At 64.9% G+C, this 22,452-nt stretch carries 24 protein-coding genes; 9 read left to right on the forward strand and 15 right to left on the reverse strand.

All coding sequences use genetic code 11. The features are described 5' to 3' along the window. Positions 1-85 precede the first annotated feature (85 nt). Positions 86-916 carry a CAF17-like 4Fe-4S cluster assembly/insertion protein YgfZ gene (ygfZ, locus tag ACV959_RS01840; RefSeq protein WP_475738235.1) on the forward strand — a complete coding sequence of 277 codons (831 nt, stop codon included), beginning with the start codon at positions 86-88 and terminating at the stop codon, positions 914-916. Here ygfZ and ACV959_RS01845 read toward each other — a convergent pair. From ACV959_RS01845 to ACV959_RS01855, 3 genes are all read right to left on the reverse strand, one after another. After that, a complete protein-coding gene (locus tag ACV959_RS01845; RefSeq protein WP_475738236.1) occupies positions 913-2,703 on the reverse strand; it encodes a hydrogenase maturation protein in 1,791 nt (596 codons plus the stop codon). The two genes, ygfZ and ACV959_RS01845, sit on opposite strands and share 4 nt — an antisense overlap. Then, positions 2,700-3,740, reverse strand: coding sequence for a GlxA family transcriptional regulator (locus tag ACV959_RS01850; protein ID WP_475739730.1), 1,041 nt, complete (start codon positions 3,738-3,740; stop codon positions 2,700-2,702). Before ACV959_RS01850 ends, ACV959_RS01845 begins: the two co-directional genes overlap by 4 nt. A 229-nt stretch (positions 3,741-3,969) precedes the next feature. Next, positions 3,970-4,128 (reverse strand): hypothetical protein, encoded by a 159-nt coding sequence (locus tag ACV959_RS01855; RefSeq protein WP_475738237.1) that lies wholly within the window; start codon positions 4,126-4,128, stop codon positions 3,970-3,972. Between the two features lie 223 nt (positions 4,129-4,351). Between ACV959_RS01855 and mch the strand changes: the two genes are divergently transcribed. Together mch and ACV959_RS01865 are read left to right on the forward strand one after the other, a co-directional pair. After that, complete coding sequence (mch, locus tag ACV959_RS01860) at positions 4,352-5,332, forward strand: methenyltetrahydromethanopterin cyclohydrolase (RefSeq protein ID WP_475738238.1); 981 nt, start codon at positions 4,352-4,354, stop codon at positions 5,330-5,332. Between the two features lie 63 nt (positions 5,333-5,395). Further along, positions 5,396-6,373, forward strand: coding sequence for a RimK family alpha-L-glutamate ligase (locus tag ACV959_RS01865; RefSeq protein WP_475738239.1), 978 nt, complete (start codon positions 5,396-5,398; stop codon positions 6,371-6,373). Between the two features lie 176 nt (positions 6,374-6,549). On the opposite strand, the gene ACV959_RS01870 is transcribed toward ACV959_RS01865, so the two are convergent. Continuing rightward, complete coding sequence (locus ACV959_RS01870) at positions 6,550-7,527, reverse strand: SAM-dependent methyltransferase (protein ID WP_475738240.1); 978 nt, start codon at positions 7,525-7,527, stop codon at positions 6,550-6,552. A 411-nt stretch (positions 7,528-7,938) separates the two neighbouring features. Between ACV959_RS01870 and ACV959_RS01875 the strand changes: the two genes are divergently transcribed. The 3 genes from ACV959_RS01875 (at position 7,939) to fae (ACV959_RS01885) (ending at position 10,235) form a co-directional block, all read left to right on the forward strand. Further along, on the forward strand, positions 7,939-8,844 hold the full coding sequence (locus tag ACV959_RS01875; RefSeq protein WP_475738241.1) for a triphosphoribosyl-dephospho-CoA synthase: 906 nt from the start codon (positions 7,939-7,941) through the stop codon (positions 8,842-8,844). Between the two features lie 139 nt (positions 8,845-8,983). Further along, on the forward strand, positions 8,984-9,493 hold the full coding sequence (fae, locus tag ACV959_RS01880) for a formaldehyde-activating enzyme (protein ID WP_475738242.1): 510 nt from the start codon (positions 8,984-8,986) through the stop codon (positions 9,491-9,493). A 172-nt stretch (positions 9,494-9,665) separates the two neighbouring features. Continuing rightward, entirely contained in the window at positions 9,666-10,235 is a 570-nt protein-coding gene (gene fae, locus ACV959_RS01885) for a formaldehyde-activating enzyme (protein ID WP_475738243.1), read from the forward strand. Positions 10,236-10,280: 45 nt separating this feature from the next. Here the strand turns inward: fae (ACV959_RS01885) and ACV959_RS01890 are convergent, their stop codons facing one another. Next, a complete protein-coding gene (locus tag ACV959_RS01890) occupies positions 10,281-10,985 on the reverse strand; it encodes a HisA/HisF-related TIM barrel protein (protein WP_475738244.1) in 705 nt (234 codons plus the stop codon). Here ACV959_RS01890 and ACV959_RS01895 point away from each other — a divergent pair. Next, complete coding sequence (locus ACV959_RS01895) at positions 10,984-11,628, forward strand: hypothetical protein (protein ID WP_475738245.1); 645 nt, start codon at positions 10,984-10,986, stop codon at positions 11,626-11,628. The two genes, ACV959_RS01890 and ACV959_RS01895, sit on opposite strands and share 2 nt — an antisense overlap. A gap of 9 nt (positions 11,629-11,637) precedes the next feature. On the opposite strand, the gene ACV959_RS01900 is transcribed toward ACV959_RS01895, so the two are convergent. The 4 genes from ACV959_RS01900 to ACV959_RS01915 form a co-directional block, all read right to left on the reverse strand. Next, positions 11,638-12,192, reverse strand: coding sequence for a PQQ-dependent catabolism-associated CXXCW motif protein (locus ACV959_RS01900; protein ID WP_475738246.1), 555 nt, complete (start codon positions 12,190-12,192; stop codon positions 11,638-11,640). After that, a complete protein-coding gene (locus ACV959_RS01905) occupies positions 12,189-13,082 on the reverse strand; it encodes a substrate-binding domain-containing protein (RefSeq protein WP_475738247.1) in 894 nt (297 codons plus the stop codon). The genes ACV959_RS01900 and ACV959_RS01905 overlap by 4 nt, the downstream gene beginning before the upstream one ends. 161 nt (positions 13,083-13,243) lie before the next feature. After that, a complete protein-coding gene (locus ACV959_RS01910) occupies positions 13,244-13,708 on the reverse strand; it encodes a c-type cytochrome, methanol metabolism-related (protein ID WP_475739731.1) in 465 nt (154 codons plus the stop codon). A gap of 151 nt (positions 13,709-13,859) precedes the next feature. After that, positions 13,860-15,725, reverse strand: a complete 1,866-nt coding sequence (locus ACV959_RS01915) for a methanol/ethanol family PQQ-dependent dehydrogenase (protein WP_475738248.1) — start codon at positions 15,723-15,725, stop codon at positions 13,860-13,862. 286 nt (positions 15,726-16,011) lie between these two features. On the opposite strand from ACV959_RS01915, the gene ACV959_RS01920 reads away from it, so the two are divergent. Both ACV959_RS01920 and ACV959_RS01925 read left to right on the forward strand, forming a co-directional pair. Then, positions 16,012-16,947 carry a quinoprotein relay system zinc metallohydrolase 2 gene (locus ACV959_RS01920; protein WP_475738249.1) on the forward strand — a complete coding sequence of 312 codons (936 nt, stop codon included), beginning with the start codon at positions 16,012-16,014 and terminating at the stop codon, positions 16,945-16,947. A 67-nt stretch (positions 16,948-17,014) separates the two neighbouring features. Further along, on the forward strand, positions 17,015-17,806 hold the full coding sequence (locus tag ACV959_RS01925) for a quinoprotein dehydrogenase-associated SoxYZ-like carrier (protein ID WP_475738250.1): 792 nt from the start codon (positions 17,015-17,017) through the stop codon (positions 17,804-17,806). A 7-nt stretch (positions 17,807-17,813) separates the two neighbouring features. Here the strand turns inward: ACV959_RS01925 and sorB are convergent, their stop codons facing one another. The 6 genes from sorB to ACV959_RS01955 all read right to left on the reverse strand — a co-directional run bounded on the left by sorB (position 17,814) and on the right by ACV959_RS01955 (position 22,421). Then, positions 17,814-18,125: a SorB family sulfite dehydrogenase c-type cytochrome subunit gene (sorB, locus tag ACV959_RS01930; RefSeq protein ID WP_475738251.1), complete on the reverse strand. Its 312-nt coding sequence runs from the start codon at positions 18,123-18,125 to the stop codon at positions 17,814-17,816. Positions 18,126-18,137: 12 nt separating this feature from the next. Then, a complete protein-coding gene (gene sorA / locus ACV959_RS01935; RefSeq protein WP_475738252.1) occupies positions 18,138-19,331 on the reverse strand; it encodes a SorA family sulfite dehydrogenase catalytic subunit in 1,194 nt (397 codons plus the stop codon). 107 nt (positions 19,332-19,438) lie between these two features. Next, positions 19,439-19,594, reverse strand: a complete 156-nt coding sequence (locus ACV959_RS01940; protein ID WP_475738253.1) for a hypothetical protein — start codon at positions 19,592-19,594, stop codon at positions 19,439-19,441. A gap of 142 nt (positions 19,595-19,736) precedes the next feature. Then, positions 19,737-21,668 carry a cobaltochelatase subunit CobT gene (gene cobT, locus ACV959_RS01945; RefSeq protein WP_475738254.1) on the reverse strand — a complete coding sequence of 644 codons (1,932 nt, stop codon included), beginning with the start codon at positions 21,666-21,668 and terminating at the stop codon, positions 19,737-19,739. Between the two features lie 135 nt (positions 21,669-21,803). Beyond that, positions 21,804-22,103 carry a hypothetical protein gene (locus tag ACV959_RS01950; protein ID WP_475738255.1) on the reverse strand — a complete coding sequence of 100 codons (300 nt, stop codon included), beginning with the start codon at positions 22,101-22,103 and terminating at the stop codon, positions 21,804-21,806. A 90-nt stretch (positions 22,104-22,193) separates the two neighbouring features. Beyond that, positions 22,194-22,421 carry an FmdB family zinc ribbon protein gene (locus ACV959_RS01955; RefSeq protein WP_475738256.1) on the reverse strand — a complete coding sequence of 76 codons (228 nt, stop codon included), beginning with the start codon at positions 22,419-22,421 and terminating at the stop codon, positions 22,194-22,196. Between the last annotated feature and the right edge of the window lie 31 nt (positions 22,422-22,452).

A 22,452-nucleotide genomic window follows, 5' to 3' on the forward strand; every position in this document is an offset into this window, starting at 1 on the left:
CTCGCTTGCAATTTTCCCGCCTCTAGATAAGCGCAGGCGGCTGACGCGCCAAGCGTGCGCGATCCGACAAGATGGGACCGACATCATGACAACGGCGATCCTGCTCGAGGACCGCGGCGTAATCGACGTATCCGGCGAAGACGCGGCCAGATTCCTTCACAATCTCGTAACGAACGACATTCTGTCGCTGACGGCCGGTCAGGCGCGTTTCGCGGCGCTGCTCACGCCGCAGGGGAAAATCCTTTTCGACTTTGTCGTCTTCGCGCTGGGAGAGGGGCGTTTCCTCCTCGATTGTCCGCTTTCGCTCGCCGCGGATCTCGCAAAGCGGCTGACCATGTACAAGCTTCGCGCCAAAATCACGGTCGCCGATCTGAGCGACCGTTTGGAGGTCGTCGCCTTTCCCGACGCCGACGCGCCTCCGGCCGTCGCGGCGGTCGCAGCCGCGCCCGATCCGCGCGCCGCAGCGCTCGGCTGGCGGGCGATCGCCGAAAAGGGAAGCCTTCCCGCGCCCGGCGCGCTCGCGGATTACGAGACGCGCCGCATTCGCGCCGGCGTTCCGAAAGGCGGGGTGGATTTCAACTACGCCGACGCCTTTCCGCACGAGGCGGACATGGACCTCCTCGCGGGCCTCGATTTCAAGAAGGGCTGCTATGTCGGGCAGGAGGTGGTCTCGCGCATGAAGCACCGCGGCCTCGTGCGCAAACGCGTGACGCCTTATCGCGCGGCGGGCGGCGCGCCCGCGCCGGGCGAGGCGATCCGCGCGGGCGAAATCGAGATCGGGATTACGGGGTCGGCCGCAGGCGAAGAAGGCCTCGCCCTCATCCGCCTCGACCGCCTCGCGGACGCCAGAGAGAAAGGCGAGCCGCCGACGGCCGGGGGGGTCGCTCTGGAGTTCAGGGAGCCCCCCGTGAATTAGACCGCCAGCGACATGCCCGTCTCGACCGGCGGCGGCGCCGGCAAGGCGTCGGGCGCGCGACCTTTGTAGACGAATTTCCGCCGCGCGAGGTGATAGGCCGGATCGGGGCCAAAGAAATTGACGTTCATCCGCGCGAGTTCCTCCGCGCGATAGTTGGCGAGCGGCTTCACGCGTTCGTCGCGCACGCGCTTCTCGTGCTTTTCGCGCAGGAGACTCCAGAAATCGAGGCGGCGTGCGATCTCGACCGCCAGCGTCGCGACGCGCCGTTCGAATTCCGCGACGTCGCCGCCGAGAACCTCGTCGACGAAGCCGATCGCCTTCGCCTCCGCCGTTCCCATTGGCAGACAGGCCTCGGTCAATTCCCGGGCGCGGTCAGGCCCCACGCGCCGGGGTAGCGCGTAAGTCCAGTATTCCGAACCGTAGAGGCCGCCCATGCTCTTGTAATGCGGATTGAGCACCACGCCCTCGCGCGCGACGACGCGATCCGCCGCGAGCGCGAGGATCGCGCCGCCCGCGCCGGCGTTGCCGCGCATCGCGGCCACCACGACATGCGACATGGTGTTGAGGATTTCACAGACGAGATCGTCGATGGCGTTGATGTTGCGCCAGGATTCGAGCGCGGGGTCCTCCGCCGCCTCGATGACGTTCAAATGGATGCCGTTGGAGAAGAAATCCTTGCCGCCATGCAGGACGATGACGCGCGTCGGCCGGGCGCGCGCGAAGAGGAAGGCGTCGCGCAGGCGGTAGCATTGCTCCGTGCTCATCGCGCCGTTGTAGAATTCGAAGAAGATGTGGCCCACGCCGTTGCGCTCGACGTAGCGGATTTCGCGGTAGGTGCGGCAGTCGATTTCCGCGACGACGGGCAGGACCGCCTCGGGCACGCCCCGCAGCAACGGACCCAACGCCTGCGCCGCCGGCAGTTTGATCCCCGCGATGGGACAGAACTCCGCGTCGCAGAAGGCGCAGCCCATTCCGGCGCCCGCGAGACGGCAATTCGCCTGATGCGCGTCGGCGCGCGCCTTGAGATGCGTGATCCAAACGGCGCCGTCGACCGTCGCGCGGCAGATGGCGCCGTCGCGTTTCGCGACAATGCTTCCCGGCGTCCCCCTGAGCCGATCTTCGTGATGCGCGCCATAGAGGAACATGGGCAGGCCGAAGAGCGAATCGAGGACGCCCGGCGCGCTGTCGGCGGCCCTGATCTTTCGCACGACCGCATCGGTCGAATCCCGCATCCAGTCGATCGCGCGGTCCTTCTGCGTCATCGCCGGACGCAGCCGGCCGCGCACGCCGGGCCGCGAATAGTCGAGCGGCGTCGGACGGAATCCGCCGGACGCGAATTTCTCCACCGCCTCCAGAACGCCGCGCACCGCGGCTTCCGTCACCTCGTTGCGATAAAGCCCGCCCTTGGCGTCGGCGACCGGAGGCAGCGGAAATTCATGGCTCGCCCAGATCGGCCCGGCGTCCATTTCGGCGGCGGCCTGCAACACGGTCACGCCCCAACGCCCCTCGCCCTCCATGATCGCCCAGTCGAGCGAGGACGGCCCGCGGTCGCCGACGATGCCCGGATGCACGATGAGACAGACGCGCGTCGACCAGATCGCCTCCGGCACGGCGGCCTTCAGCATCGGCGCGACGATGAGGTCCGGGTTTTCGGCCGCGACGGCGCCGAGCATCGCCCGGTCGCTGTCGGCGATGGAGACCGACACTTCGTGGCCGCGCCCCGTCAGCTCGATCAGCAGGCGCTGGCTGAGACTGTTGTGCGCGGTCGTCAAAAAAAGGATCTTCATATTTCCCCTCCATTGCCTGAAAAACTCGTCTGGAATCGTTCCCGGTATTCGTGCGGCCCCACGTCGAGATGCCGCCTGAAGGCGCGCCGCATGCGCTCGATCGTCGCGAAGCCGGAAATTTCGGCGATCGTCTGGAGGGACAGACGCGATTGCTCAAGCCGGCAGCGCGCCGCCTCGACGCGCGCATATTCGACGAAGCGGGCGGGCGTCATGCCGGTTTCGGCGAGAAAGCGCCGCGCGAAATTGCGCGGGCTCATGGCGACCTGGCTCGCGAGCCGCTCGACAGTGAGATTTTCGCGGGAATTGCCAAGTATCCAGGACTTCAGCTCGGCGATGTCGCGGCAGCTGGTTTCTTCCCCCTGCAGAAAGGGGCTGAACTGCGTCTGCCCGCCGGGGCGGCGCAGAAAGACGACCAGCATTCCCGCGACCATGCGCGGCGCCTCGCGGCCCAGATCCTCTTCGATCAGCATCAAGGCGAGGTCGATCCCGGCGGTGATGCCGCCGGAGGTGTAGACGCCGCCATCGCGCACGAAGATGCGGTTGGGTTCGACGACGAGGGAGGGATAGGCGGCCGCGAGCTGGTCGCAAAACATCCAGTGGGTCGTGACCCTGCGATTTTCCAGCAAGCCGGCGCGGGCCAGCAGGAATGCGCCGGTGCAAACCGAGGCGAGGCGCCGCACGCGGGAGGACATGCCCTTGATCCAGTCGATCAGCGCCTGATCCGCACAGGCCGCGACGGGATCCTCCCCGCCCACGACGATCAATGTGTCGAGCCCGCCGGCGATGTCCGCGCAACCATGCGGCGCGAGAACCGTCAGCCCGCATTTGCTTTCCACCAGGCCGCGCGCGGCGGCGATGACCAGTAATTCATAACCAGGCTCGTTCTCCCGGCCTGTCATTTCCATAATACGATTCGCGTAATAAAAAGCATCCAAAGGACCGCACAAATCGACGATTTCGAAGTTGTCGAAAATTAAAAGCCCAATTCTTCTGACACGCTGGGGAATTTCTCGACTGCCAGCAGTTCTTTTGTAAATATCTGGATCAAACGGAAGCTTTACATTGTTCATGAACTCTATTGTCTCGCCGGGAACGGCGAACCGCAACGACAAAATCAGATCGAATTCTGCCATTTCCCCAACCGCACCGCCTCGACGGCTTCCGGGGATGGGGCGGGTCGACGGCCGCCGGGCGCGGCAAGGCGCGCCGCGCGAAGGTCAGCGCCGCGGCGCGGCAAGTTTCAGCAAACGATATGACGCCGGAAAGTCAGCGGTGGACCACGTCCAACGCCACGTCGAGGGCGCGCACGACGCCGACATTCGCGAGGATCACGCCCATGACGGCGATGATGACCGCGGCGAGATCGCGGAAGGGAAACTTCTTCGGCCGGGCGGCGGCCTCCTGATCCGCAAATCGCATGTCCATGTCATCATCCCCCTCCGCCCGCGCAGAGGCCGCGTAAGCGGTCTTTGCGAAACCTATGTGACGGAGGTTAAAAACCCTCCGATCCTGTCGCACGGCCGGGCGGCTTTCGTTTCGGTACAAAGCCCGATAAATTCCCGCCCGCCGCCGCCAACGGACTGGTCTGTGATATTACGCCAAAATCAAGACTGGTAGAGCCACAGAAAATTCAAAGGAAGGACCACAAGTGAGCGCAAGCGAAAACTCGGGCGGCCGCGCGACGGCCAGCGTCAACTCTCTGGCGGGCGAGATCGTCGACCGGCTCGTCGCCGGCGCCGGGCGCTATCGCGTGTCGGCGTCGCGCGGCAGCCTCGGGGAGTTGCTGATCGACGCGGGCGCCAAGACGGCGGGCGGCGTGGATGCGGGGCTGTTGCTCACCGAAATCTGCATGGGCGGACTGGGCAGGGTCACGCTCTCCCACGCGCCGGGAGCCGCGAAATGGCCGTTCTGGCTGACGGTCGCGAGCAATGATCCGGTCGTCGCCTGCCTCGCCAGCCAATACGCCGGCTGGAGCCTGCAACACGATAAATTCTTCGCGCTCGGCTCCGGGCCCGGCCGCGCCCAGGCGCGCGTCGAAAAGCTCTTCGAGGAGCTGCCTTACAAGGATCAGGCCGATCGCGTGACGATCGTGCTCGAATCGGGCTCCCCGCCGCCCAAGGAGGTCGTCGAAAAGGTCGCCTCGAAGTCCGGCGTCTCGCCCGACAAGGTCGCCTTCGTCTATGCGCCGACGCAGTCGCTCGCGGGCAGCGTGCAGGTGGTGGGGCGCGTTCTGGAGGTGGCGCTCCACAAGGCGCACGAACTCCACTTCCCGCTCGAGAACATCGTCGACGGAATCGCAACCGCGCCGCTCTCGCCGCCGCATCCGGATTTCGTGCAGGCCATGGGCCGGACGAATGACGCAATCATCTACGCCGGCCGCGCCCATCTCTTCGTCAAGGGCCCGGCTGCGGCGGCCAAGGAGCTCGCCGAAAAGCTGCCGAGCCATAACTCCAAGGATTACGGCCAGCCCTTCGCGGACATCTTCAAGGCCTACAAGGGAGACTTCTACAAGATCGACGGCAGCCTGTTCTCGCCGGCGGAAGCGCTGGTGACGGCCGTCGAGACCGGCGAGACCTTCCGCGCCGGCAAGATCAACGAGGAACTGCTGGACAAGTCCTTCGGGGCTTAACTGATTCGCCCTCCGATGAGGGACGGTCGCGCGGCGGCGCGGGGCGGGGTGAAAACAGGAATCGTGACGTCAGACCGCCCCGCCCCCGCCCGAGCGCCTGCGCCGGTCGACCTCCCCCGTCAGGGGAGAGGCGGCCGTCCCCGCGTCGCCGTCTTCACCGACAAGCTCGACTGGCATGTCGACCATACGCTCGCGGCCTTTCGCGCGCTGGGCGCGACGCCGGCGGCCGTGCGCCTGTCCGCCTGCCGGATCGACACGGCGCAACCCCACGGTCTCGCCATTCCCGGCTTTCGCGCGCTTCCCGATCTCGCCGTCGTGCGGGCGATCGGCGACGGTTCGCTGGAGGCGATCACCATGCGGCTGGGCGTGCTGCACGCGCTGGAGGCGCTCGGCGTTCCGCTCGTCAACGGGGCCCGGGCGATCGAGCGCTGCACAGACAAAAGCATGGCGAGTTTCCTCCTTGCGCGCGCGGGACTGCCCGCGCCGGAGACCTTCGCCACGCAGAACCGAGCCCAGGCGCGCGCCATCGCGCGGCGGGAGGCGCCGAACGGCCCGCTCGTCTTGAAGCCGCTTTTTGGCGCGCAGGGCTGGGGCCTGCGGCTGATCGAGCGGGAGAGCGACATTCCCTCGCTCGAAGAGGCGCGCGGCGTCTTTTATCTTCAGCGCTTCGTCGGGCCGGACCGCCCGCCTTATGAAGACATGCGCATCCTCGTGTCGCGCGGGCGGGTCGTCGCCGCGATGCGGCGGCGGTCGAGCCACTGGATCACCAATGTCCGACAGGGCGCCCGCCCCGTCGAAACGGCGCCAACCCCCCAGGAGCGCGACCTCGCGCTCGCGGCGGCGGAAGCCATGGGAACGATTGTGGCCGGCGTCGACCTCATAGTCGGCGCCGACGGACGGCCGATGGTTCTGGAAGTCAACTCCATGCCCGGCTGGAGCGGCCTGCAGCGCATCACGCCCTTCTCCATCGCCGGGCGGCTGGCGGCCGACGCGCTCGCCGCGATTCCCTCTCCCCGCGACGCAGCGAGCGGACTCGGGTGAGGCCTCATTAATTGAGATAGGATGCGAGGGCGGCTGAGATTAGCTGGCAGAGGAGACGCGGGAGAATCTGTCGTAGCGGAATGCTTCTCGCAAACCAGTCAGATTGAGCACGAGTTGGGAACGCGATCAACGAGCGTCAGATCGAGAAACGCATTAGGGTCCAGCCCCATACTCTCTCAAGGCAGCGTCGGATTTCTAACGCAGAATGAGGCAGTCCAATGTCTGTAATACCTTGGATTGGCCAGCGGCGCCTTACGTATTACCGCAAAGCACATCGTAGGCTTAATTATGCCCAAGTCGATTAAAATTTCATTAAGAAATGCGATCTGATCGATAAATAACTTGTCTTCAGGTGAATGCATATCGAAGTTGTGACCGTAGAGCCTGTCGATGAACGTGTCTATCACGCCGCCGTCAGCCACAAAACTCTCGAAATGAAAGCGGCCCACAAGTAAGGGAAGGATGTCCTGTGCTCTGATGCCCTCGTTGGAGTTTTGCGACCAATCACGATCATCACACTGCTCGTCGCGCCGTTTCGAAACCATATTGTACTTATAGCGATCCGGCGCCCGCGACCATAGATGATTGATAACCTCTAATGCCTCCGGCCAACGTTTATGACCATTGCGACCGATCATATCGGCCATAACAAATCTGCCATCTGCCGGCATCATCCGGAGTACGTTGTCAAAAAGCGCCTCCAAATTCTCGATATGATGAAGGGAATGGATCGCTATAAAACAATCGGTTTCACCGCCCAACCAAGACGCAGCATCCGTTTCATGACAACGCATTACGTCGCTCAATCCCTCCTGTTCAATTTTTGCGTTCGCAGCATTCACCCTAACGGGCGATAATTCAAGACAGTCGTATCGCTCTAACCTACCCGCCTTGTAAAGCATTTTTGCTAGGGCTATATCACGGACGCATGAACCACTGCCGATCCCTAATATACGCAACTTTTGTCTATTTACTTTGGTCACGCTATTAAATAGGAACTCGTCGATTGTTCTTGCGCCAGTCACCGCAACAATCTTCTTCAAAAAATATCTGGTCGACCAGTAATGAAATATCTGAGGCAATGGCGTAAGCACCCCTGCCTGAGAAAATAACCGGATTTCATTCTGTATTTTATTTTCGCGCGGAAGCATCATCTTGTTATCCCAGCACGTTTCGCGAGCGTCGTCAAATAGCCCAAGCGAGATATCTACCGCCGTTACCTCGGTTTAGATCAAGGGCTATCACAAATGCCCGATGTGAGCCCATTCACAAATCCCTACCAAAGCGATGGCCTCTCGCTTATCGATGATTTTTAGGTGCTCTGGCTCTATGAAGGATTCCCGGATCGACATCGCACCTTATTCGCACGCGGCCCCCCTTTTTGGCAATGCGGCTTTATCGGAATGCATGATCGCTTGCCTTCAAAGCTACGGCTTGTTTGGTCAGGAAACCCTTTCTGCCGCGGGCCCTGATGGTAATCCGCCGATGAGGCTCCTCCCAAGGGCAAGGACCGAGCCCACGTCGCTTTCCCTTCCGCCATTTCAGCGGATCATGAGCAAAACGATTTGACCCGTCCTCCCGCCCCCCACGCCGACTTCCTCCCTGCGAGCGAGGAGAGGGCGCAGGCCGTCGCTCGCGCCTTCGTGCAGGCCTGCGAGGCGGAGCTCGAGGCGCCGAAGCCCGGCAACGTCCATCATTTCGCGCCCGGCCACGGCATGGAGGCGAAGGACTTCATCGACAGCGCCCGCGCCGCCGCGCCCTTCATCGCCGCGTCCGGCGCGAGCGTCGGAGACCGCATTCTCCGCGCTATGGAGGCGACGTGGGCCGCGGTGCGCCAGAACACCAATCTCGGCATCGTCCTGCTCTGCGCGCCGCTCGCCCATGCGGCGCTCTCGGCGCGAAGCGCCGACCTTCGCCGAGAAACCGCGCGCGCGCTCGACGCGCTCGACGTCGCGGACGCGGAGGCGGCTTTTCGCGCGATCAGCCTCGCCAATCCCGCAGGCCTCGGCGCCGCGGAGGCGCACGACGTCGCTGGCCCGGCGGATGCGACGCTGCTCGACGCCATGCGCGCCGCCGCGAGCCGCGACCGAATCGCCTTTCAATACGCCAATGGCTTCGTGGATGTTTTCGAGACCGGGGTCGAGGCGCTGGCGCGCGCCCGCGCGCAGGGCCATGACGCGCCGCGCGCGACGCTCGATGTCTACATGGCCTTTCTTTGCGCCTTTCCCGACAGCCATATCGCCCGCAAATACGGGCGCGCCCGCGCCGAGGCGGTTCGCGACGAAGCGCGGGTCGCGTCTGCGCAAATGGCGGGCGCCGCGTGGAGCGACGTCTGCGCGGCGGCCCTTTCCTTCGACCGCAAGCTGAAGGAAAGGAAGCTCAATCCAGGCACGAGCGCGGATCTGACGGTGGCCGTTCTTTTCGCCGATCGGCTTGGGGCCATCTTGGCAAGCGCGCCCAAAAATGTTTGAGTCCGCGCCGCGCGGGGTGGTCTCGCGGCTATCTGGCCAACCGGTCGGGCCATCTCAGCCTGACGCCGAAAACGAAGGATAGGGGCGATCGCGGCGCGAGGCGCGCGGACGCTCGGGGGAACCTGGAAAGGAAACGCACATGGCAGTGATCAACAAGATGCTGGTCGGCGAGTCGCTGGTCGGCGAAGGCAACGAAGTCGCCCACATCGACCTGATCATGGGTCCGCGCGGCTCGGCCGCCGAGCTCGCTTTCGCGAACGCGCTCGTCAACAACAAGGACGGCTTCACGACTCTTCTCGCGGTCGTCGCGCCGAACCTGCTCTGCAAGCCGAACACCATCCTGTTCAACAAGGTCACCATCAAGGGCGCCAAGCAGGCCGTCCAGATGTTCGGCCCGGCGCAGCACGGCGTCGCCAAGGCCGTCGCCGACTCGGTCGCCGAGGGCGTGATCCCGGTCGACGAGGCTGACGACCTGTTCATCTCGGTCGGCGTGTTCATCCACTGGGACGCCAACGACGACAAAAAGATCCAGGACTACAACTATCAGGCCACGAAGGAAGCCATCGCCCGCGCGGTGAAGGGCGAGCCGAAGGCTGCGGAAGTCGTCGCCAAGCGCAACGACGCCAAGCACCCCTTCGCGCCGAACTGAGTTCGGACGCCGTCAGCGTTATCTTTCGGGGGGCCGGCTTCGGCCCCCCGTTCAGCCGTACTGTCAGAGGCGCCGCGACACAGCCGGGCCTCGCATAAAGGGTCGGGCTCCGCGCGTGCGCTAGAGAACAAGACGCCGCTGGGACGCGAACAGCACCGGGAGGGATGGGAATATGTCGTTCTTTGAGAAGATTCTGGGCGCGCTGTTTCCGAAGCCGTCGAGCGGCTTCGGCGGATCGCCGAGCGCGAAGACGGGCGTCGGCGAGTCGCTCGTCGGCGACGGCAATGAAGTCGCCCACATCGACCTCATCATGGGTCCGCGCGGCTCCGCCGCGGAGAAGGCCTTCGCCAACGGCCTCGTGAACAACAAGGACGGTTTCACGACGCTGCTCGCGGTGATCGCTCCGAACCTGCTCGTGAAGCCCTACACCATGATGTTCAACAAGGTGACCATCAAGAACGCCAAGCAGGCCGTCCAGATGTTCGGCCCGGCGCAGCACGGCGTGGCCAAGGCCGTCGCCGACTCGGTGGCCGAGGGCGTCATCCCGCTCGACAAGGCGGAAGATCTGTTCATCTGCGTCGGCGTGTTCATCCACTGGGACGCCAACGACGACCAGAAGATCCAGGACTTCAACTATCAGGCCACCAAGGAAGCCATTGCCCGCGCGATGAAGGGCGATCCGACCGCCGCGAGCGTTCTCTCCGCGCGCGTCACGGCCAAGCACCCCTTCGCCGCCAACTGATTCGCGCCTGCGACGCAACGACAGGGGAGCCCGCGCGCGGCTCCCCTATTTTTTTGCGCTGAACCTTGCAAGCTCCGCGGCGGTCAGGCGCCCGGCATGAAGGGCCGAGGCGACGAGCGCGCCAGCCGCGCCACGACGGCCGAGCGTCTCGAGATCGCTGGCGTTCCGCACGCCGCCTGCGGCATAGACCGCGCGTTTTTCAGACAGCGAAACGATTTCCGCGAGACGGACGAGATCTGGGCCGCAATCGCCGCCGACGCGCGCGAGCGTCATGACGATCACCCGCGGCGGCCAAAGCTCCGGCCGCGTCTGCAATTCCGGCGCGCCGAGAAAGCGCGCGCCCGCAAAATCGAGCGAAAGAACAATGCGGCGGGAGTCGCGCATCGCGGCGAGCGCGGCGAGGTCCGTGAAGCTTTCGCTGCCGACGACGACGCTGACATTGGCGGCGACAAGCGCGGCCTCCAACTCCGCGCCGCGACGCAGTCCGGCGTCCACCCACAGGTCGAGGGCCGGATACGCCGCGCTGATTGCGGCGATCGCGTCCCGGTTCGGAGCCCTCCCCTCGATCGCGTCGAGATCGGCGACATACAGCGCGCGAAAGGGGAAAAGAGACATGAGGCCGCGCGCGACGTCCAAAGGAGCGCTCGTCGGCGCGAGGGACGACGCGATGGGGCGATAGTCGGAACGGCGGCCCGCTATGGCGCGAACGACGGCGCCCTCGCGAATATCGATGACGGGAATGACCTGCATGAGGCATTATAGGCGCATGCGTTCGACGATTCATGCGCGACTGCGTCTCGCCTCGCGGCTCCTCCCGCTTCTCTTCACGCTCGATGCGGCTTTCGCCGAAACAAAGAAGGGCGATTGGCCCTGCATGCAGGTGCGCGTTCCCGAGATCGCTCTGGGGAGCGTCTGGAGCGGCCCCTCGATCGACGTCGAGCGGAAGAGTTGGCGGGACGACGGCGTCGTTTCGGAACTCGTGTCGCGGATCGCGGCGCGGCGCACGCCAATCGAGGAGGCGAAGAAACTCATCGACGCGTTTGCGCGGGGCGCCGGCGCGGATCGAAAGGCGCGGCTGACGCTGCTTTTCGCCGGCGTTTACGAAAGAATGAACGACGAGCGGCGCGAGGTCGTGTCCGGCCTCGACCGTTTCGGGCGCCGGCTGAAGGACATGGCGGAAAAAACACGGGAGGAGACTGAGGCGCTCCGCGAACTTCAGGATCGCAAGCCGGCGGATCAGGAAGCGATCCGCAAGGCCGCCGAGACGTTGCAATGGCGCCTGCGCCTTTTCGAGGAGCAGCGCAAGATGGCGACCTACGTGTGCGAGAGCCCGGCCCTGATCGAGCAGCGCTTCGGCGCGCTGGCGCGCATGATCATGGCGGCGATGGACTGAGCCGGACGGCTACTCTCGCGGCTCCGGCTTCCGCTCTTCGAGCGGATGGCCCGCCGCCGCCCACCCGTCGGTGCCCTCAGGATACCAGGAGACGTTCGAATAGCCGAGCGTCAAGGCGCGTTTGGCGGCGTTCCACGACATCCAGCAATCGGCGAGGCAATAGAAGACGAGCGGTTTTCGTCGGTCTCCCCCGCTCGCCTTTTCCAGCCCCTTTTCGAAATAGCGCCGCGTCGCATCCGAGATCGCGCCATAGCCCGTGTCAGGCAGCCAGAAGCTGCCGGGAATGTCGAAACGCGGTTGCTCGCGCCAGACCGCGTTTCTGGGCAATCCTTCGGGTTTCGGCGCATGCGGAAGCGCGTCGATGAAAGCGGCCGCCTTCTTCGTCCACAAATCGTGGGCCTTCGCGGTGTCGATGACCGTCGCGCCCGTCAGCGTCTCCGGAACCGGCGCCCGATAGGCCTCCATGCGATAGCCTTCCGGCTCAGGCGCGCGCGACGGCGTTTCCGCCCGCGCCGGGCCGGCGAGGAGGCCGATCGTCGCTGCGGCGGCGAGCGCTCCCTTCATGGCGCCCGGGGGATCGGCCGGCCGCTTTCGTCGAGCATGGGCACGCCGTAGTCTTCGAGAATTTTGTCGATCTCGCTCTTGTTCTGCGCGATCAGCGTATTGAGTTCGCGCTTCCAGTTCTGGTCCGAATGTCGGACGCCGAAGGCGATGCGGAAGGCCATGCGCGCGCCTGGCGTCTCTGGCAGCGGCGCAGCGACGAGCCGGCCGGCGGACTTCTTGACGTAATAGCCCGCGATCGGCCCCCACAGGAGCGCCGCGTCGATTCGCCCGGTCTCTAGGTCGTGGATCATCGTCGCGCTCGAGGACTCGACGCGCGTGTCGATCATCAGCGGATAGGGCTTCACGAGCCCGATCATGCCGTTCCTCGCGAGGATGTTCCCCGGGGGCGTATTGGCGACGAGGCCAATTTTGCCCTTCTTTTCCTTCAGGCGCGGATCGTCGAGATCCTTTATCCCGTCGAGATCGGAGCCCGCGCGCGTCACGATGGCGTAGGTCGTGCGGTAATAGGGATTCGTCGGCTGAACGAGGTCGTTGCCTTGCGGCATGCCAAGAATGACGTCGCAGAGATGGGCGTTGAGCGTGTTGCGCACGAAGCCCGTGGCTCCCGGATAATAGGCGTAGGCGAGCTCCTTGTGGAGCTTCGCAGCGAGGAACTCGGCGATCTTGTTCTCGAAGCCTTCGCCCTTCTCGTTCGAAAAAGGAAGATTGTTCGGATCGGCGCACACCCGCAGAACCTTCGGATCGATCAGCTCGATCCCGCCGGCGTTGTCCGACCCTTTGGCGCCGGCGTCCGGACCCATATGTTGCGCGACGGCGGAAGCAGCGGCGAGGCTGAGAGCGAGGACGAGCGCGGATCCGCGCCAGCGCCGTTCGAATCTTTTCTGCCGCATGACCTGATTTCACTCCCGACCTGACGAGCGCCTCGGCGCTCCCGCACCAAAACTGTTTGTCAGATAGTCACGCTTTACGGGTTTGACCAAGAAAAAAATTGGCCCGGAAACCATAATGGCGTCCGGGCCAGAACGTCAGGATCTCATTAGAGAACCGCGACTTACTTCTTCATGCACTCGGCTTCGGCTTTCTTGAAAGCCTCGGGAGCCGCTTCCTTCTTCTCCGGACGGCCAGGCTGGATGGCGCCGGTCGAGAGCGCGCGGAGATAGATGTAGAGATCGTCGATGTAGCAGACTGCGTTCTTGTTGTCGGCGAAGGACGGCATCACACTGTTGCCATTCTGACGGCCGCCGATGACGATGCCGGCGAATTCGGCGTAGTTGAAGCGCTTCACCGACTCCTTCAGCGCCGGGGCGTAGGTCGAGCCGCCGCCGTTCGGGCCGTGGCAGACGTGGCATTCGGCGTGATAGCGGCGATAGCCGGAGAAGGTGTACCAGTCCACCGTTCCGTCAGGCGCGACGTTATAGGTGGGATCGCCCTTCGCGTCGAAATATTTGCCGTCCTCGGATTTGACGGCCTTGGGATCTCCGGGCGCCTCGGCCAATGCGGAGGTTCCCACAAACATCATGACGCCCAGGGCCACGGCCCCGGCAAGCGACGATCTCATTACTCTCTCCCTGTCAGTTTTTTCACCATCTAAACGTTGGCGCCCGGCGACGCCCATATCTCCTGGGATCGCCGAGCGCCAGCGTTTTAGGTGCGACCTTCCGTCCTGTTTAGTTAGGCAGGGCGAAGACGGTCAGCACGCCGCCGAGCGCGGTGTAGTTGGCGAGCGAGGCGTAGTTGCCCACGGCGCCGAGGCCTTCGTTGGACTTGGACAGTCCGGCCGCGAGGCCGATGCCGGCCCAGCCGCCGACGCCGGACAGAACCGCGACATACTGCTTGCCGCCCGACTCATAGGTCATCACATTGCCGATGATGCCCGACGGAGTCTTGTATTTATACAGCTCCTTGCCGGTCTTCGTGTCCACCGCCTTCAGATAGCCCTCCAGCGTCCCGTAGAACGTCACGCCGCCGTCCGTCGACACCGCGCCGCCCCACGCCGAGAACTGCTCCTTGTTCGACCACACGATCTTGCCCGTCTTGGCGTCCCAGGCGATGAAATTGCCCGTGTGGTTCGTGCCGTCGCCCAGAACCTTGCCCGCCGGGAACATTTCCAGCGTCGCGCCCACATAGGGCTGGCCCGCCGTGTAGCTCACGCGGAACGGCTCATAGTCCATGCAGACGTGGTTCGTCGGAACCAGGAACAGACCCGTCGCCGCGTCATAGGACGCCGGCTGCTGGTCCTTCGAACCAAGAGCCGCCGGGCAGACGTTCTGCGTGTTCACGTCCTCGCCGTTGTGCTGCGTCGAATATTTGTCGACAACCAGCGGACGCCCATAGGTCTTCGACGACTTGTCCATGTCGACCTTGGTCGCCCAGTTGGTCGCCGGATCATATTTCTCCGCCACCAAAAGCTCGCCGTTCGTCCGGTCCAGCGTATAGGCGAAGCCGTTGCGGTCGAAGTGGACCAGCGTCTTGACCTTCTTGCCGCCCATCTCCTGGTCGGCCAGGATCATCTCGTTGATGCCGTCATAGTCCCACTCGTCGTGGGGCGTCATCTGATACAGCCATTTCACCTTGCCGGTGTCCAGGTCGCGCGCCCAGATCGTCATCGACCAGCGATTGTCGCCCGGACGCTGAACAGGGTTCCACGTCGAGGGGTTGCCAGAGCCGTAATAAACCAGGTTCAGCTCGGGATCGTAGCTATACCAGCCCCAGGTCGTGCCCCCGCCCGTCTCCCACTGATTGCCTTCCCAGGTCGTGATCCCCGAGTCCTTCTCCACCGGCTTGCCCAGATGCGTCGTCTTCCCCGGCTCGATCAGCGTGTCGGCGTCCGGGCCCATCGAATAGCCGCGCCACACCTGCTTGCCGTCCTTCACCGAATAGGCCGTAATGTGGCCGCGCACGCCGAATTCGCCGCCGGCAATGCCCACGAACACCTTGTCCTTGAACACATGCGGAGCCGCCGTCGACGTCTGGCCCTTCGACGGATCGCCGTTCTTCACCGACCAGACCACCTTGCCCGTCTTCGCGTCGAGCGCCACCAGCGTCGTGTCCGCCTGAGCCAGGAAAATCTTGCCGTCGCCATAGGCGAGGCCACGGTTCACCGTGTCGCAGCACATCACCGGAACAACCGACGGGTCCTGCTTGGGCTCATATTTCCACAAAATCTGATGCGCCGGGTCCTTCGCGTCCAGCGCATAGACAATGTTCGGGAACGGCGTGTGAAGATACATCACGTCCGTCGTAATCGTCTTGCCCGACGAATCCGTCACCTGCACATTGTTCAACACCAGCGGCGCGCCTTCATGGCCGCGCAATACCCCCGTCGAAAACTGCCACGCCGGCGCAAGCTTCCCAACATTCTCCGTCGTAATCTGCTTCAATCCAGAATGACGAAGATTCCAGTAGTCCCCCGTCGGCAAAGCCCATTGCTTGGGATCCTTTTGAAGGGCCAGCAACTCGTCGTCGGCGTTCGCCGCGCCGGCTGCGAACAGCGCGAGAATACCAACCGAGGTCGACAACAACAGCTTATGCATGAGCTTTTCCTCCTGACGACGCCGTGGCGCGCCTTATCGTTGCGCCGCCGCCGACGTCGCGCCTCTCAAGGGCGCCTCGACATTGGGAAGGCGTTTTCCGTTCGTTTCCCGCGCCGATCGTGCGAACAAACTCACCGGCGTCGAGAAGCTCCCGGTTCCCGTCCGGGAAGCGTCTTTTAACTCGGAAACGGCGGGATAATATGTCGCGAACGGGCGAATCGCAATCGCAAAAAACGCCGGATTCGCCGCGAGACTCCGCAGAGTCCAAGCTCCAAGGCAAATCAGCATGTTGCGTGCATTTTTCGCGCGTTTCGCACTGCTCTTTCCGGCTTTTTTTCCCGGCTGCGGAGCCCTCGCGGCGCCGTCCTTCACACTCGCGGAGATCGCTCCGGGCGTCCTGGCCCATCAGGGCGAAACAGCCCTGATGACCCGGGAAAATTTGGGTGGAATCGCCAATCTCGGCGCCATTGTCGGCGAGGAGGCGGTCGCGGTGATCGACACGGGGGGGAGCCTTTATGAGGGCGAGGCCTTTCTCGCTGCGTTGCGCGAAAAAACGCAAAAGCCGATCCGCTATGTCGTCAACACCCATGCGCATCCCGACCATATTTTCGGCAACGGCGCCTTCGCCGGCGAGGGCGCGACCTTTGTCGGCCACAAAAACCTGCCGCGGGCGCTCGCCGCGCGAAGCGATCACTATCTCGCCGCCTTCCGCGCAATCATGGGCGATGCGCTCGACGGGGTCGTGATCGTGCCGCCGACGCTTACCGTCGCCGAAACGGCGACGCTCGACCTTGGCGGCCGGAAGCTCGCCTTGCAAGCCTGGCGCACCGCGCACAGCGAGGCCGACCTCACCGTGCTCGACGAGAAAACGGGCACGCTCTTTGCCGGCGACCTGTTGTTCATGAAGCATGTGCCGGTCGTCGACGGGAGCCTGCTCGGATTTCTCGACGTCGCCGACCGGCTCGCGGAAGTGAAGGCCGCGCGCGTCGTGCCGGGCCACGGCCCCATGGTCGCGCCCTGGCCCGAGGCGCTCGAGGAAGAGCGCGCCTATCTCATGCGGCTTACGGCCGATCTGCGCGCCGCGATCAAAAAGGGCGAGAGCGTGAAGGAGGCGGCGAGGACGGCCGCGAGCGGAGAGCGCGGCAAATGGCGGCTCTTCGAGGATTACAACGCCCGCAACGCGACGGCGGGATTTGCGGAACTGGAATGGGAGGAGCCGTGAGCGACTTTGTCTCACGCTCGCCCGCCCGACTTGCGGTAATCTCTCGCCAATGACCGGGAGAAACCCCATGCCCAGAACCCGCAAGGCGCTCGGCGCCGCTCTCTTCGCCACCCTCGTCGCCATGGCGGCGCGCGCCGAATCGAACGCGCCCGACCCCTGGCCGGGCCTCGTGACGGATATTTTCCAGGGGCGCGCGATCGCGCCGGCGGACGGCGTGATTTCACTGGAGGCGCCCAAACGCGCCGAGGACGCGGCCATCGTGCCGATGACGATGCGTTTCGCGGACCCTGGGAAGGTAAGGGTCGCGACGCTCGTCATCGACCAGAATCCCATGCCCATGGCGGCGAGCTTTACGCTCGGCGACAAGGCCGGCGTCGATTTCATCGAAACCCGCGTGCGCGTGAACAGCTACACCAACGTCCACGCCGTGGCGGAGACGCGCGACGGCAGCCTGCGCTCAGACGTGAAATTCGTGAAGGCCTCGGGCGGCTGCTCCGCCCCCGCCGGAAAGGATCCGGACGAAGCCCGCGCCGACATGGGCAAGATGAAATATCGCGAGTTCAAAAGCGCCGTCCCCGGCAAGCGCGAGGCGCAGGTCATGATCCGTCATCCCAACAATTCCGGGCTTCAGATGGATCAGATCACCCGCGCCTATACGCCCGCCCATTACGTCGACACCGTCGAAGTGTGGCAGGGCGACGAGCTGATCTTCAAAATGGAGGGCGGGATTTCGCTGTCGGAAGATCCCAACTTCCGCTTCACTTACGCCCCCAACGGCGCGAAGACGCTGCGCGTCGTGGCGCATGACAATCAGGGCGGCGCCTTCAAGGCCGAATGGCCGATCGCGGACGCCTCATAACGCGGGCTCAGTAGGCTGCGGAGAGATAATCGACGATCTTGCGCGCGTCGGCCGGGTCGATCGGCGCGCCATAGGACTTGATCATCTTGTCCACCTCGCCTTCCCAGAACGCCCGCCCCATCTTCGGCGGCTGGGAAAGAATGTAATCGACCGAATGGCAGACCGCGCATTGGGTTTGCGCGGTCTCCTTGCCCGGACCCGGGCGCAGCTCGGCGGTCTCCTCCGGAAGTGCGTAGGCAAGCGGCTTCGCGGCGCAGGGCGAAGACAGCGAGAGGGCCACGGCGGCGGCGGCGGCGGCGGCGGAACATGACAACCGCATCGTAGTCTCTCCTCAAAACGCCTCGACGCGCACCGTCTCGACGACATTGCGCATATAGCCGGCCGGATTCCACAGGGGCTCCAGAGGCTGCGCCTGCCCCGCGCGGTTGACGGCAAGCGCCTTCAATTCGTGACGGCCCGCGGGAAGCGACAATCCGATCCGCCAGGGACGGAAGGAATAGCGTCCGAGATCGTCGCCGAGCTGCGCTTCCCGCCAGCTCCGGCCGCCATCGGCGGAGACGAGCACGTGCCGGATCCCCTCGCCGCCGTCGAAGGCCATCCCCCGCACGATGGTTTCCGCATGGGCGCGAATCCGCGCGCCGTCGGCGGGATGGGTGATGAAAGAGCGCGTATCAAAGCGCTTGATCGGCGTCGTCGCGGCGGCGGGTCGGCCCGGAGGCGCGCAGGCGCAGGCGTTGTCGGGGATGCGATAGGCGCGCGACATCCAGTAGCCGTCGAAATTCTGGTCCAGCACGACGATCTCGGTCAGATGCTTGACCCAATAGGTTCCGTAATAGCCCGGAACGACGAGCCGCAACGGATAGCCGTTCAGCCAGGGGAGATCCTCGCCGTTCATGGCGTAGGCGACCATCACCTCGCCGTCGCCGGCGTGGCCGATATCAAGCGCCTTTGCGAAATCAGGCGTCGCCGGCAGCACGGGTCCGTCGAGACCGTTGAAGAGGGCCTGTCGCGCGCCCGCCGCGACGCCCGCCTTCTGGAGAATCGCCGAGAGCGGGACGCCGCGCCAGCGGGCGTTCCCCATGGCGCCGTGGCCGAGTTGGCCGCCGCCGACGCGCGGCTCGACGAATCCGCGGCTATTGCCGGAGCACTGGTTGACTGCGACGATCTCGACCGGTTCGAAACCGCTTTTGAGTTCGGCGAGCCCAAGGGAGAGCGGGCTGCGCACTTTTCCTTTCACCTCGAGCCGAAAGGTCTCCGGGTCGATGGAGAGCGGAATGTCGGCGAGGTGGTAACGAACGAAAAAGGCGTCGTTGGGCGTGATGACGCTCTCGTCGAAGACTCTGAACGGCGTTTCCAGCTGAGGCGGCCGGGCGGTCAGCTGAATGAGCGCGCGCTTCCCCGGATAGCGCGCCAGAGGTCTTTCGCCATTGGCGAACGGTAGAAAGATGCGCTCCCCCGCCGTGGCCGGCGACGTTGCGCCAACAGCCACGGCGCCAGCGCCGAAGAGCAGCTTTCGTCTGTCCATCCCTGTCCCCGTCGCCTGCCGACCGGACTCGCCGATCGGAATGACAGACGCCATCGCCGGCCGCACAGGCAGGCGCTTCGCCAACAGGGCGGAAACGTCGCGTCTGCTCAGCCCAGGATCGTCACCGCCGCGCAAAAGGCGAGCGGCAGGGTCGCCAGCGCGCAAATCGCCGTCACGCAGGCCACTTTCTGGAATTCGGGCGCTTCATTCCGAGCTTTTCTCACCAACGCCATGGCGACTACTCCCCAAGCAACGCGTCTCATTTTTTTCGCGCGCTCATTGACGTTGACGCGCCTCTGTTAACGCGCGGGCATGGGGAAAGGTTTCATTTTTAGCCAAGCGGCGCCGCGCGAACGCCGCTTTTTCGACATGATGATTAATTCGTGAAGGGCGGCCGGCGCTCGCTTACCGGATGGCGAGCGCGGGCTGTCCCACCCGACCGCGCGCGGGAAGCGGCGCCGGGGCCTGACGGCCGCCTTCGCTGAAGAGTTCCGCGAGTTTTTCCGTCATCGCGCCGCCGAGTTCCTCGGCGTCCACGATCGTCACGGCGCGGCGATAATAGCGGGTGACGTCGTGGCCGATGCCGATGGCGATCAGCTCCACCGGCGACCTGGTCTCGATGTCGTGGATCACCTGGCGCAGGTGGCGCTCAAGATAATTCCCCGGATTGACAGAGAGCGTCGAATCGTCGACCGGCGCGCCGTCGGAGATCATCATCAGAATGCGCCGCTGCTCGGGCCGCGCCAGCAGACGCCGATGCGCCCAGTCCAGCGCCTCGCCGTCGATGTTTTCCTTCAGCAGCCCCTCGCGCATCATCAGGCCGAGATTGCGCCGCGCCCGCCGCCAGGGGGCGTCGGCCGCCTTGTAGATGATGTGGCGAATGTCGTTGAGGCGGCCGGGGTTCGGCTTCTTGCCCTCATTGATCCACAGTTCGCGGGACTGGCCGCCCTTCCAGGCGCGGGTGGTGAAGCCAAGAATCTCCACCTTCACCCCGCAGCGCTCCAGCGTGCGGGCCAGAATGTCGGCGCAGGTCGCGGCGACCGTGATCGGGCGCCCGCGCATGGAGCCGGAATTGTCGAGAAGCAGCGTCACCACCGTGTCGCGGAAATCGGTGTCCTTCTCGCGCTTGAAGGAAAGGGGCTGCTGCGGGTCGACGATCACGCGCGGCAGTCGCGCCGGATCCAGCATTCCCTCCTCGATGTCGAATTCCCAGGAGCGGCTCTGCTGCGCCATCAACCGGCGCTGAAGGCGATTGGCGAGCCGGCCGACGACGGACGACAGGTGCAGGAGCTGCTTGTCGAGAAAGGCGCGCAGACGGTCGAGCTCCTCCGCGTCGCACAGCTCTTCGGCGCGCACGATTTCGTCGAAACGGGTGGTGTAGGCGTGGTAGTCGGCGCCCGAACGGTCGGCGGCGGACGTCGAGGGGCGGCGCGCGTCGGCGGCCTCCTCCATGTCGCCCTCGTCCGATTCTTCCGCGGATTCGCCATAGGGCGCCTCGGCGGATTCGCTTTCCCCCTCCTGCTCGGAGTCTTCCGCGGCCAGCGCCGTTTCCATCTCGGCGGCGCTCTTGGCCTTGTCTTCCTCCTGCTCGGGCTGCTCGCTCTCGTCGGGATTCTGCGGGGCCTCCTCGCTCTCGTCCTCGGCCTCCGTCTCCTCCGGCGCCTCGGCCCCGGCCATGTCGAGATGGGAGAGGAGTTCGCGCACGATCTGCGCGAAATAGCGCTGGTCCTCAACGGCGCCGACCAGCCGGTCGAGATCTCGGCCGACCCGCTCCTCGAGCAGGCCGCGCCAGAACTCCACGATCCGCGCGCCATGCGGCGGCGGCGCGAGGCCGGTGATCCGCTCGCGGGCGATGAGCGCCAATGCGTCCTCGAGCGGCGCGTCCTCGCGGCTCGTGATCTTTTCGGAATGGCTGCGCGTGTAACGGTCCTCGAGCATCGCGCCGATGTTGGCGGCGACGCCGGCCATGCGCCGCGCGCCGATCGATTCCACGCGCGCCTGCTCCATGGCGTCGAAGGCGGCGCGCGCCTCCATCGTCTCCGGCGCGTAGCGGCGATGCACCGAGTCGTCGTGGCAGGCGAGACGGAGCGCGATCGAATCGGCCTGGCCGCGCACGATCGCAGCCTCTTTCGCGGAAAGCTTCCGCGGCGGCTCCGTCAGGCGGGCCTTGGCGCCCCCCTCGGACGTGACGAGCGAGGGGCGCTCGGGCGCGAATTGCACTTCGAGCTTCGGGTTTCTCGCCATGGCGCGCATGGCGCCGGCGATGGCCCTCTTGAAGGGTTCCTGCGGAGCTTCTTTGGGCGAGGCGGGACGGCGGTTCGTCGGGGCGGGCGGCATTCAACACTATATGCGCAAGCGACGGACAAGGAGCAAGCCCGCGGGCGTCCGGGAAGAAGCGCCCGCGGGCTCGACGACTCGACGCCCGGAGGCGGAGCCGTCCCCGCGCCCGCCCCTCGAGGCGCGGCGGCCGCATCAATGGAAGTGCGGGCCTTGGTGATAGTCCCAGTGGCTGGGATGCCAGTCGTAGTGGTCGTAATGGCGGTCCCAATGCCCCGGATGCCAGTCATAATGGCCGAAACTCGGCCGGCAGACCCAAACCGGGCCGTTCCAGCCGCTGATCCAGCGGCAGCCAGCCTTGTCGACCAGAGCGCCCGACGCCTCCGGCAAGACCTGCATCACCGGCGCGGCGCGGACCGGGCCCGCCATGGCCGGAACGAAAAGCGCGCCCAGGGCGGCCGCGCCGGCGAAAGCGATTATCACAGTTGCGTTCATCTGCCCCTCCTTCAAACCGGTCGCCACGTCGCGGACCGTGGGAGGAAGGTGGCATGCCGCAGGGCGGCGCGCCGTGCGCCGCCGCACGCGTCACAACTTGCGTTCGGCCTTGCTGAAATTGGAGAGATCGCCCGTGGCGGCGGCCGCGCGCCGCCAGGAGCGCGCAATGGCCGGATATTTGATTTCCTTGCAGATGCGCGAAACCTGCCGGGTCAGCTTTTGCGATTGGCAGGCGGGACATTCCGGCGCGTCGGATCCGCGCGCCAGAAGCTCGAACTCGGCGGCGCAGGCGTCGCAGGAATAGGTGTAGAGGGGCATGGTCGTCCTCGTGGAAAGGGCTTGCGCCGCT

It is taken from the genome of Methylocystis sp. Se48 (genome assembly GCF_056269425.1).

Excerpts from the sequence above, each read along its gene's own strand:
- ACV959_RS01895 (WP_475738245.1), top strand. The coding sequence starts at position 10,984 with ATGAGGCATTATAGGCGCATGCGTTCGACGATTCATGCGCGACTGCGT.
- ACV959_RS01915 (WP_475738248.1), bottom strand. The coding sequence starts at position 15,725 with ATGCATAAGCTGTTGTTGTCGACCTCGGTTGGTATTCTCGCGCTGTTC.
- fae (WP_475738243.1), top strand. The coding sequence starts at position 9,666 with ATGTCGTTCTTTGAGAAGATTCTGGGCGCGCTGTTTCCGAAGCCGTCG.
- cobT (WP_475738254.1), bottom strand. The coding sequence starts at position 21,668 with ATGCCGCCCGCCCCGACGAACCGCCGTCCCGCCTCGCCCAAAGAAGCT.
- ACV959_RS01940 (WP_475738253.1), bottom strand. The coding sequence starts at position 19,594 with ATGAGACGCGTTGCTTGGGGAGTAGTCGCCATGGCGTTGGTGAGAAAA.
- fae (WP_475738242.1), top strand. The coding sequence starts at position 8,984 with ATGGCAGTGATCAACAAGATGCTGGTCGGCGAGTCGCTGGTCGGCGAA.
- ACV959_RS01890 (WP_475738244.1), bottom strand. The coding sequence starts at position 10,985 with ATGCAGGTCATTCCCGTCATCGATATTCGCGAGGGCGCCGTCGTTCGC.
- ygfZ (WP_475738235.1), top strand. The coding sequence starts at position 86 with ATGACAACGGCGATCCTGCTCGAGGACCGCGGCGTAATCGACGTATCC.
- ACV959_RS01900 (WP_475738246.1), bottom strand. The coding sequence starts at position 12,192 with ATGAAGGGAGCGCTCGCCGCCGCAGCGACGATCGGCCTCCTCGCCGGC.
- sorB (WP_475738251.1), bottom strand. The coding sequence starts at position 18,125 with ATGCGGTTGTCATGTTCCGCCGCCGCCGCCGCCGCCGCCGTGGCCCTC.
- ACV959_RS01925 (WP_475738250.1), top strand. The coding sequence starts at position 17,015 with ATGCCCAGAACCCGCAAGGCGCTCGGCGCCGCTCTCTTCGCCACCCTC.
- ACV959_RS01905 (WP_475738247.1), bottom strand. The coding sequence starts at position 13,082 with ATGCGGCAGAAAAGATTCGAACGGCGCTGGCGCGGATCCGCGCTCGTC.
- ACV959_RS01870 (WP_475738240.1), bottom strand. The coding sequence starts at position 7,527 with ATGATGCTTCCGCGCGAAAATAAAATACAGAATGAAATCCGGTTATTT.
- ACV959_RS01920 (WP_475738249.1), top strand. The coding sequence starts at position 16,012 with ATGTTGCGTGCATTTTTCGCGCGTTTCGCACTGCTCTTTCCGGCTTTT.
- ACV959_RS01950 (WP_475738255.1), bottom strand. The coding sequence starts at position 22,103 with ATGAACGCAACTGTGATAATCGCTTTCGCCGGCGCGGCCGCCCTGGGC.
- ACV959_RS01845 (WP_475738236.1), bottom strand. The coding sequence starts at position 2,703 with ATGAAGATCCTTTTTTTGACGACCGCGCACAACAGTCTCAGCCAGCGC.
- ACV959_RS01955 (WP_475738256.1), bottom strand. The coding sequence starts at position 22,421 with ATGCCCCTCTACACCTATTCCTGCGACGCCTGCGCCGCCGAGTTCGAG.
- sorA (WP_475738252.1), bottom strand. The coding sequence starts at position 19,331 with ATGGACAGACGAAAGCTGCTCTTCGGCGCTGGCGCCGTGGCTGTTGGC.
- ACV959_RS01910 (WP_475739731.1), bottom strand. The coding sequence starts at position 13,708 with ATGTTTGTGGGAACCTCCGCATTGGCCGAGGCGCCCGGAGATCCCAAG.
- ACV959_RS01855 (WP_475738237.1), bottom strand. The coding sequence starts at position 4,128 with ATGGACATGCGATTTGCGGATCAGGAGGCCGCCGCCCGGCCGAAGAAG.